The sequence below is a fragment of the Rhizobium sp. PRIMUS64 genome (assembly GCF_023006465.1).
GTDB lineage: Bacteria > Pseudomonadota > Alphaproteobacteria > Rhizobiales > Rhizobiaceae > Rhizobium > Rhizobium leguminosarum.
In genome coordinates this window covers 55,165-61,962 of record NZ_JALBGX010000031.1, presented here as the reverse complement: position 1 = coordinate 61,962, position 6,798 = coordinate 55,165, and the positions used below count along the sequence as shown (strand labels likewise).

Below are 6,798 nucleotides of genomic sequence, written 5' to 3'. Positions count from 1 at the left end.
GCCAAGCACGACCGCGGCGCCGCCGCGCTGCCGGCGGATGAGCTCGGCGATGGCATAGACCTCGTCGGCAGAGAAGGCGACGATGGCCGAACGCTGCGGCAGCCGGGTGATCTTCTTCTGCCCAGCGTAGAAAAGATGCGAAAGCCGCGGCCGCTCGACGATATTGATGCCGGGCAGCAGCTGCAGCAGGATCGGCCGCATCGTCGCCGCACCGAGCAGCAGCGTCTCCTCGCGGCCGCGAAGATGCAGGATGCGGTCGGTGAAGATATGGCCGCGCTCGAGATCGCCGGCGAGCTGCACCTCGTCGATCGCGACGAAGGCGGCCTTGGTCTCGCGCGGCATCGCTTCGACGGTGCAGACGGAAAAACGCGCATTGGGCGGCGAAATCTTTTCCTCGCCGGTGACCAGCGCCACATTCTGCACGCCGACCTTCTCCACCACCCGCGTATAGACCTCGCGCGCTAGCAGCCGGAGCGGCAGGCCGATCACGCCCGTCCCGTGCGCAACCATGCGCTCGATGGCATAATGGGTCTTGCCGGTATTGGTCGGCCCGAGCACCGCGGTCACACCGCGTCCACTCAGAATCATCGGCTGCGAAGTCAGAGTCATGAGTCCATGCAAATGAGGCGGGTGGCCCCAGGAAAATCTCGGCTCCTCGATGGAAGCCAGTGAACACATGGACAGCTGCCGCCGCAAACGCAAGGGCAGATTTCAAAATGCCTCGGGGATTACGACCTTTGCGAGTCCCGTGGAGCGTCCGAATTGCCGATTCGGAACAGCGTGAGAACGAATCAGCGACGAATCGGTGACTCCAGCTGATTCAGCTTTTGTTCACGGCTAAGTATTGATTTTGAATCACTTTTTCCCACTAGATGCTGAATCATGAGACTCTCTCTTGTTCGTATTTTCGCTATCGTGAGTGACCGATTCCCGCCTGATCTTGAACAAGCGAAAATCCGCCCGAAATTAACCTCTCGACCAAAGCCGGAACGAATCGGAGACGAATCGCTGACTCTGTCGTTTTCGCCTTTCGTTCACGGCCACATCTGGTAGCAGCTTCAGGTCCGGGCGCTAGATGCGGATCGGCGGCAGGGGCCTTCGTTCCACCTCATCGCACCGGCATTAATCTTTCGGGAGCCGGATTCAGATCGCGTTAAACTGCGGCAGCCGATACGGGTGCCGAGTGCAGGCGTCGATCAAAGAGGGAACGAATCGCTGACGAATCGGCGACATCACGATTTTCCCGCTTTGTTCACCGCAACATATTGTATTTAAAGGAGTTTTTAACCATACGGGTGATTTCCCGGGATGGTCGAATTCGACCGATGCTGCCGACCGTTCGTGAAAGCGGCCATGCTCCTCAGAAAACCGCAAACAAGGTTTCGTCACATTTCGAGAGCTTAGCCGGGAACAAAAATCGCCAATAAGTGTTTCTCGTCCATTCGAATTGCAGATGAAATGAAGGGAACACACTATGCTCGGCACGATACTTCTTGTTATCCTTATTCTGCTTCTGATCGGAGCCCTGCCGAATTGGGGTTACAGCCGTGGCTGGGGCTATGGACCTTCTGGCGGTTTGGGGCTAGTTCTCGTCATTATCATTATCCTTGTACTCATGGGCCGCGTCTAAAGGCCTACAAACCTGGGGAGTTACGACATGATGAAGAAGATTGTTCTTATTGGTGCGCTCGTCGGCGCTCTGGCATCCTGCACGGCGACCGAGCAAGGTACGGCGATCGGCGCCGGCACCGGTGCGGTCATTGGCGGTGTCGTCACCAACAGCTGGGGCGGCGCAGCCGTCGGCGCCGTTGCAGGCGGTCTGACCGGTGCTCTGATCGGTCATTCGGTCGAACGCCGCGGCTACTGCGTCTATCGCGACCGCTACGGCCGCCGCTACGAGGCTCGTTGCCGCTAATCGGCAAAGGCATATCGGACTCCCGACGGGCGCTTCGGCGCCCGTTTTCTTTGCCGCTCACACCCGTCAACGAGTCGTTGACACTCGGTTGCGAAAGTCAAATCTACCGCCGCCCGCCGGGCAGGCCCATATCTCCTTCACGAGCGCAACGGACAGGCAGAGCCGCCTGGCGCACCGGAAAGGAACGTTTCCATGATCCAGATTTTCCTGAATTCCCTCGTCGCCGCTCTCATCGCATCGGCTTTCCTGACGACCGCGATATCAGCCCTCAGCAGCGGCGACCGCTCGCTCGCCAAAGTCCCAGCCAGAGTTCGGAAACAGCGACATCCAAACACCGACCGCCGGTCTTGATCCAGCAAATGAAATAAGCGATGGCGCGTCTCCCGGCGCGTCATCGCTTTGAATCTGCCGATAATCCGTATTACCGACTCGAGGAATGGAATTGCCTAGGCGAAGTATTGCCCACCATTGGCCGTCAGCGTCGAACCGGTGATGAAGCCGGCATCGTCGGAGACGAGGAAGGTGACGCAGCGCGCGATCTCTTCCGGTTCGCCGAGACGGCCGACGGGGATCTGCGGAATAATGCGTTCATTCAGCACCTTCTCCGGCACGGCAAGCACCATTTCCGTTCCGATGTAACCGGGGCAAATGGCGTTGACGGTGATGTTCTTGTTTGCCCCTTCCTGCGCCAGCGCCTTGGTGAAGCCGAGATCGCCCGCCTTGGCCGCCGAATAATTCACCTGGCCCATCTGGCCCTTCTGCCCGTTGATCGACGATATATTGACGATACGGCCGAAGTTGCGGTCACGCATGCCGGTCCAGACCTGATGCGTCATGTTGAACAGGCCGGTGAGGTTGGTATTGATCACCTCGTGCCACTGCTGCTGCGTCATCTTGTGGAACATCGCGTCGCGGGTGATGCCGGCATTGTTGACGAGGATTTCGACAGGCCCGATCTCGCTTTCGATCCTGGCAATTCCCTCGCCGCAGGCGAGGTAATCCGAAACATCCCATTTGAACACCGGAACGCCGGTGACATCATGGAAGGCTTTGGCCTTCTCGTCGTTGCCCGCATAGCTGGCCGCGACCCTGTATCCGGCGTTTTTCAGTGCCATGGATATTGCCGCGCCGATGCCGCGTGTACCCCCAGTGACCACAGCCACTCTGCTCATGTTCCGCTCCCCTTTTGTTTTTCGCCCCGCCGCGTGGCGGGATCTTCAATCAAACATGGATCGTATGCTATTTAAAGCGCTTCAAAGCACATGGCCACACCCATGCCGCCCCCGATGCAAAGCGTGGCAAGACCTTTCTTCGCACCGCGGCGCTTCATTTCGAACAGCAGCGTGTTGAGAACGCGCGCGCCGGAGGCGCCGATCGGGTGGCCGATCGCGATCGCCCCGCCGTTGACGTTGACGATCGACGGATCCCACCCGAGATCCTTGGTGACGGCGCAGGCTTGCGCCGCGAAGGCCTCGTTGGCTTCAACGAGATCGAGATCGTTCACCGACCAGCCGGCCTTCTCGAGCGCCTTGCGCGAAGCCGGGATCGGTCCGGTGCCCATGATCTGCGGATCAACACCTGCCGTTGCCCAGGAAACGATGCGAGCGAGCGGCTGGATGCCGCGCCGGACTGCCTCCGCTTCACTCATCAGCACCGCCACAGCGGCACCATCGTTGAGGCCGGACGCGTTCGCGGCCGTAACCGTGCCGTCCTTGTCGAAGGCCGGGCGCAATTTCCCCATCGCCTCGAGCGTGGCGCCGTGACGGATATATTCGTCAGCATCGACCGTAACGTCGCCCTTACGTGTCTTGATGACGTAAGGGATGATCTCGTCGACAAAGCGGCCGGCCTTCTGCGCTGCCTCCGCCTTGTTCTGCGAGCTGACGGCGAATTGATCCTGGTCGTCGCGCGAAAGCTGCCACTGGCGCGCAACATTCTCGGCGGTGATGCCCATGTGGTAGCCATGGAAAGCGTCGGTCAAGCCGTCCTTGATCATCGTGTCGATCATCTTCATGTCGCCCATCTTGACGCCGCCGCGCAGATGCGCGGCATGCGGGGCCATCGACATGGATTCTTGGCCGCCGGCAACGATGATCTTGGCGTCGCCGGTGGCGATCTGCTGCATGCCGAGCGCAACCGCGCGCAGCCCCGAGCCGCAAAGCTGATTGACGCCCCAAGCGGTCGCCTCCTTCGGAATGCCGGCCTTCATCGCCGCCTGGCGGGCCGGGTTCTGGCCCTCGCCGGCGGAGAGCACCTGGCCGAGGATCACCTCGTCCACCTCGCCGGGATCGACGCCGGCGCGCTCGAGCGCGCCCTTGACGACGGCCGCCCCGAGCTCATGCGCGAGAACCGTCGCGAAAGCGCCGTTGAAAGCGCCGACTGCTGTTCGCCCTGCACTGGCGATGACGATGGATGGATTGCTCATGGGGACGCTCCTCGTTTTCGTCTCACTTACATAAGTGGAAACTGGCAAAGCTTGGAGCACAAGTCAAACGCGAAGACCGGCTGCCGTCATTTTTCGGCAGCAGCCCGCGAAAGCCCGATTCATCTGCTCTGTGAAAGGTTTGCCGCATCGCACAAAGAGATTGTCACCGGCCTTCTTTTGCGTTTACAGTCTCAACTGGAGGAATATCCATAAATCAGACGGGGGTTCAGGAGACTGATATGGCGAAGCATGAGGGTCAGATTGTTATCAAGAAATACGCCAATCGCCGCCTATACAACACGGGCACCAGCACTTACGTGACGCTGGAAGACCTGGCGGAGATGGTGAAGAAGGGCGAAGAATTTACCGTACAAGATGCAAAAAGCGGAGATGACATCACCCATTCGGTGCTGACCCAGATCATCTTCGAACAGGAATCAAAGACCGGAAACACACTGCTCCCCATCTCCTTCCTGCGCCAGCTCATCACCTATTACGGCGACCAGATGCAGATGGTCGTGCCGAGCTTTCTCGAACATTCGATGCGCTCCTTCACCGAACAACAAGCCCAGATGCGCGAGCAGGTGACCCGCGCTTTCGGCGAAACGCCGCTCGGCAAGAACCTGCAGTTGCCGATGCAGATGGTCGAGGACCATGTTCGCCGCAACACCGAGCTGTTTCAGCAGGCGATGCAGATGTTCTCGCCCTTCATGACGCCGCCTGCCAAGGAAAGCCGCAAGGCCGAGGCCAAGGATATCGACGAGCTGAAGGAACAGCTCCGCGCCCTTCAGAACAAGCTCGACAACCTATAGTCCGATCGAGACATCCCGCCCGGCGCTTCGGATCGACACGGCAAAACCGCCGATGACATCGATCAGAGCGATCGTCATCAAAATGAAGAATACCTGCGTCGCAGCATCCCGGACGAGCAAAAACTCGACCAGGAAGGCGATGAAGACCAGCATCGACAACATGTGGTTGACGAGATTGCCGGGACCGGTTCTGGTCGCTTTGAGAATTTCGAAGAACAGCACGACAAGTGCGATGACGATGAAAAGATCGCCGAGCGCCATGCTCCAGATCGCGCCCGAGATCATCGACAGCACGATGATATCATGCTGCAGTGCCGGAATGCCGCCATCTCCCATCAGGCCCAGCATCGCCAGATTGTAAAGAATAAACGGGATAATCATCAGGGGCATGGCGGCTATCATCGGCAATCTCCCAGCGCATCATGCTTTCCGAAAATCGGATGCGATTTTCGGAAAGCATGATGCGTAGCTTCAAAGTGCTACAGCGTCCTTTGCGCGTCTGAAAAGACGCGCGGCACAGTAGCGCGCAAGAAGAATACTGCCGCAAACCGTTGTCTGACTGCAAGTCATTGCAAATATTATATTGTCGAAATGCAAAAGGCCGGCATGACGCCGGCCTTGAAACTTCGATCGGACAAGCCGGATCGGGAAATTATGCGCTTTCCTTCGGCGTCAGGACCTGGCGGCCGCGATACATGCCGGTCTTCAGGTCGATATGATGCGGGCGGCGCAGTTCGCCGGAATTCTTGTCTTCGACGTAGGTCGGAGCCTTCAGTGCGTCTGCCGAACGGCGCATACCGCGCTTGGACGGGCTTGTTTTTCTCTTCGGTACAGCCATTTCACTTACTCCACTTGCGGGCAAAACATTCCCACGGCCAGACTGGCGGCCGAAACGGACATGTCGCGATTTCGGAATTTGGCGCGCTTATACATGCAAGGTGTGGCCTTGACCAGTCCCCATACGTATTTTTTGCGAAGCCGATGATTCCAGGCTCAGACTTCGTCTTCCGGCACGATCCAAGGCTCGGCGCGGGCCGCCTCTTCCCATTTCCGCCAGGCCGGATGCGCCTTCATGGTCTCCATATAGGCCAGGATATCGTTTCGGCTGACGAGATCGTAGATGTCGAACCGGTTGACGACAGGCGCAAACATCGCATCCGCCCCGCTGAACGCGCCAAACAGAAATGGTCCGCCGGATTGCTGCAGCAGGTCGCGCCAGATCGTCTCGATGCGGCTGATATCGGCGTCGACACCATCCGGCAGCGCGATCTTGCCCTTCGGCCGGCGGATATTCATCGGGCAGGCGCTACGCAGCGCCCGGAAGCTCGAGAGCATTTCCATCGAAACCGAACGGGCGAGCGCCCGCTCGGCACGATCCCTCGGCAGAAGGCCGGCGTCCGGATAAAGCTCGGCGACATACTCGATGATCGCCAGCGATTCCCAGATCTTCAATGCGCCGTGCTGCAGGATCGGCACCCGCCCGGTCGGCGAAATCTCCTTGATATTGGGATTGCCACTGGGATAGTCGAAGGGGATCAGGACTTCCTCGAAATCGACGCCGGCGCCCGTCAGCGCCATCCAGGGCCGGAACGACCAGGAAGAGTAGTTCTTGTTGGCGATGTACAGCGTCGGTTTATCCATGGGCC

9 protein-coding genes and 1 pseudogene are annotated in these 6,798 nt (G+C 59.0%); 4 read left to right on the top strand and 6 right to left on the bottom strand.

Annotated elements, in window-relative coordinates; all coding sequences use genetic code 11:
* Positions 1-609 (bottom strand): annotated as a pseudogene (locus tag MOV76_RS14955) (helicase); the annotation flags it as partial.
* 865 nt (positions 610-1,474) lie between these two features.
* On the opposite strand from MOV76_RS14955, the gene MOV76_RS14950 reads away from it, so the two are divergent.
* From MOV76_RS14950 to MOV76_RS14940, 3 genes are all read left to right on the top strand, one after another.
* Positions 1,475-1,630: a DUF3309 family protein gene (locus MOV76_RS14950; RefSeq protein ID WP_007632343.1), complete on the top strand. Its 156-nt coding sequence runs from the start codon at positions 1,475-1,477 to the stop codon at positions 1,628-1,630.
* 27 nt (positions 1,631-1,657) lie between these two features.
* Positions 1,658-1,915 carry a YMGG-like glycine zipper-containing protein gene (locus MOV76_RS14945; protein ID WP_018244057.1) on the top strand — a complete coding sequence of 86 codons (258 nt, stop codon included), beginning with the start codon at positions 1,658-1,660 and terminating at the stop codon, positions 1,913-1,915.
* A 192-nt stretch (positions 1,916-2,107) separates the two neighbouring features.
* A complete protein-coding gene (locus tag MOV76_RS14940; RefSeq protein ID WP_165418676.1) occupies positions 2,108-2,266 on the top strand; it encodes a hypothetical protein in 159 nt (52 codons plus the stop codon).
* Positions 2,267-2,361: 95 nt separating this feature from the next.
* Here MOV76_RS14940 and MOV76_RS14935 read toward each other — a convergent pair whose 3' ends face one another.
* Together MOV76_RS14935 and MOV76_RS14930 are read right to left on the bottom strand one after the other, a co-directional pair.
* Positions 2,362-3,087 (bottom strand): beta-ketoacyl-ACP reductase, encoded by a 726-nt coding sequence (locus MOV76_RS14935; RefSeq protein WP_026230971.1) that lies wholly within the window; start codon positions 3,085-3,087, stop codon positions 2,362-2,364.
* A gap of 71 nt (positions 3,088-3,158) precedes the next feature.
* The gene (locus MOV76_RS14930; RefSeq protein WP_018244060.1) at positions 3,159-4,340 is read right to left on the bottom strand and encodes an acetyl-CoA C-acetyltransferase; all 1,182 of its coding nucleotides are present in this window, start codon (positions 4,338-4,340) and stop codon (positions 3,159-3,161) included.
* A gap of 239 nt (positions 4,341-4,579) precedes the next feature.
* Between MOV76_RS14930 and phaR the strand changes: the two genes are divergently transcribed.
* Positions 4,580-5,152 carry a polyhydroxyalkanoate synthesis repressor PhaR gene (gene phaR / locus MOV76_RS14925; protein WP_003543798.1) on the top strand — a complete coding sequence of 191 codons (573 nt, stop codon included), beginning with the start codon at positions 4,580-4,582 and terminating at the stop codon, positions 5,150-5,152.
* On the opposite strand, the gene MOV76_RS14920 is transcribed toward phaR, so the two are convergent.
* From MOV76_RS14920 to MOV76_RS14910, 3 genes are all read right to left on the bottom strand, one after another.
* Positions 5,147-5,554, bottom strand: a complete 408-nt coding sequence (locus MOV76_RS14920; RefSeq protein ID WP_003543801.1) for a hypothetical protein — start codon at positions 5,552-5,554, stop codon at positions 5,147-5,149. The two genes, phaR and MOV76_RS14920, sit on opposite strands and share 6 nt — an antisense overlap.
* Before the next feature lie 250 nt (positions 5,555-5,804).
* Entirely contained in the window at positions 5,805-5,990 is a 186-nt protein-coding gene (gene rpmF / locus MOV76_RS14915) for a 50S ribosomal protein L32 (RefSeq protein ID WP_003543812.1), read from the bottom strand.
* A 155-nt stretch (positions 5,991-6,145) separates the two neighbouring features.
* The gene (locus tag MOV76_RS14910) at positions 6,146-6,793 is read right to left on the bottom strand and encodes a glutathione S-transferase family protein (RefSeq protein WP_168298828.1); all 648 of its coding nucleotides are present in this window, start codon (positions 6,791-6,793) and stop codon (positions 6,146-6,148) included.
* Positions 6,794-6,798: the final 5 nt, after the last annotated feature.

Excerpts from the sequence above, each read along its gene's own strand:
- MOV76_RS14950 (WP_007632343.1), top strand. The coding sequence starts at position 1,475 with ATGCTCGGCACGATACTTCTTGTTATCCTTATTCTGCTTCTGATCGGA.
- rpmF (WP_003543812.1), bottom strand. The coding sequence starts at position 5,990 with ATGGCTGTACCGAAGAGAAAAACAAGCCCGTCCAAGCGCGGTATGCGC.
- MOV76_RS14910 (WP_168298828.1), bottom strand. The coding sequence starts at position 6,793 with ATGGATAAACCGACGCTGTACATCGCCAACAAGAACTACTCTTCCTGG.
- MOV76_RS14945 (WP_018244057.1), top strand. The coding sequence starts at position 1,658 with ATGATGAAGAAGATTGTTCTTATTGGTGCGCTCGTCGGCGCTCTGGCA.
- MOV76_RS14940 (WP_165418676.1), top strand. The coding sequence starts at position 2,108 with ATGATCCAGATTTTCCTGAATTCCCTCGTCGCCGCTCTCATCGCATCG.
- MOV76_RS14920 (WP_003543801.1), bottom strand. The coding sequence starts at position 5,554 with ATGATAGCCGCCATGCCCCTGATGATTATCCCGTTTATTCTTTACAAT.
- MOV76_RS14930 (WP_018244060.1), bottom strand. The coding sequence starts at position 4,340 with ATGAGCAATCCATCCATCGTCATCGCCAGTGCAGGGCGAACAGCAGTC.
- phaR (WP_003543798.1), top strand. The coding sequence starts at position 4,580 with ATGGCGAAGCATGAGGGTCAGATTGTTATCAAGAAATACGCCAATCGC.
- MOV76_RS14935 (WP_026230971.1), bottom strand. The coding sequence starts at position 3,087 with ATGAGCAGAGTGGCTGTGGTCACTGGGGGTACACGCGGCATCGGCGCG.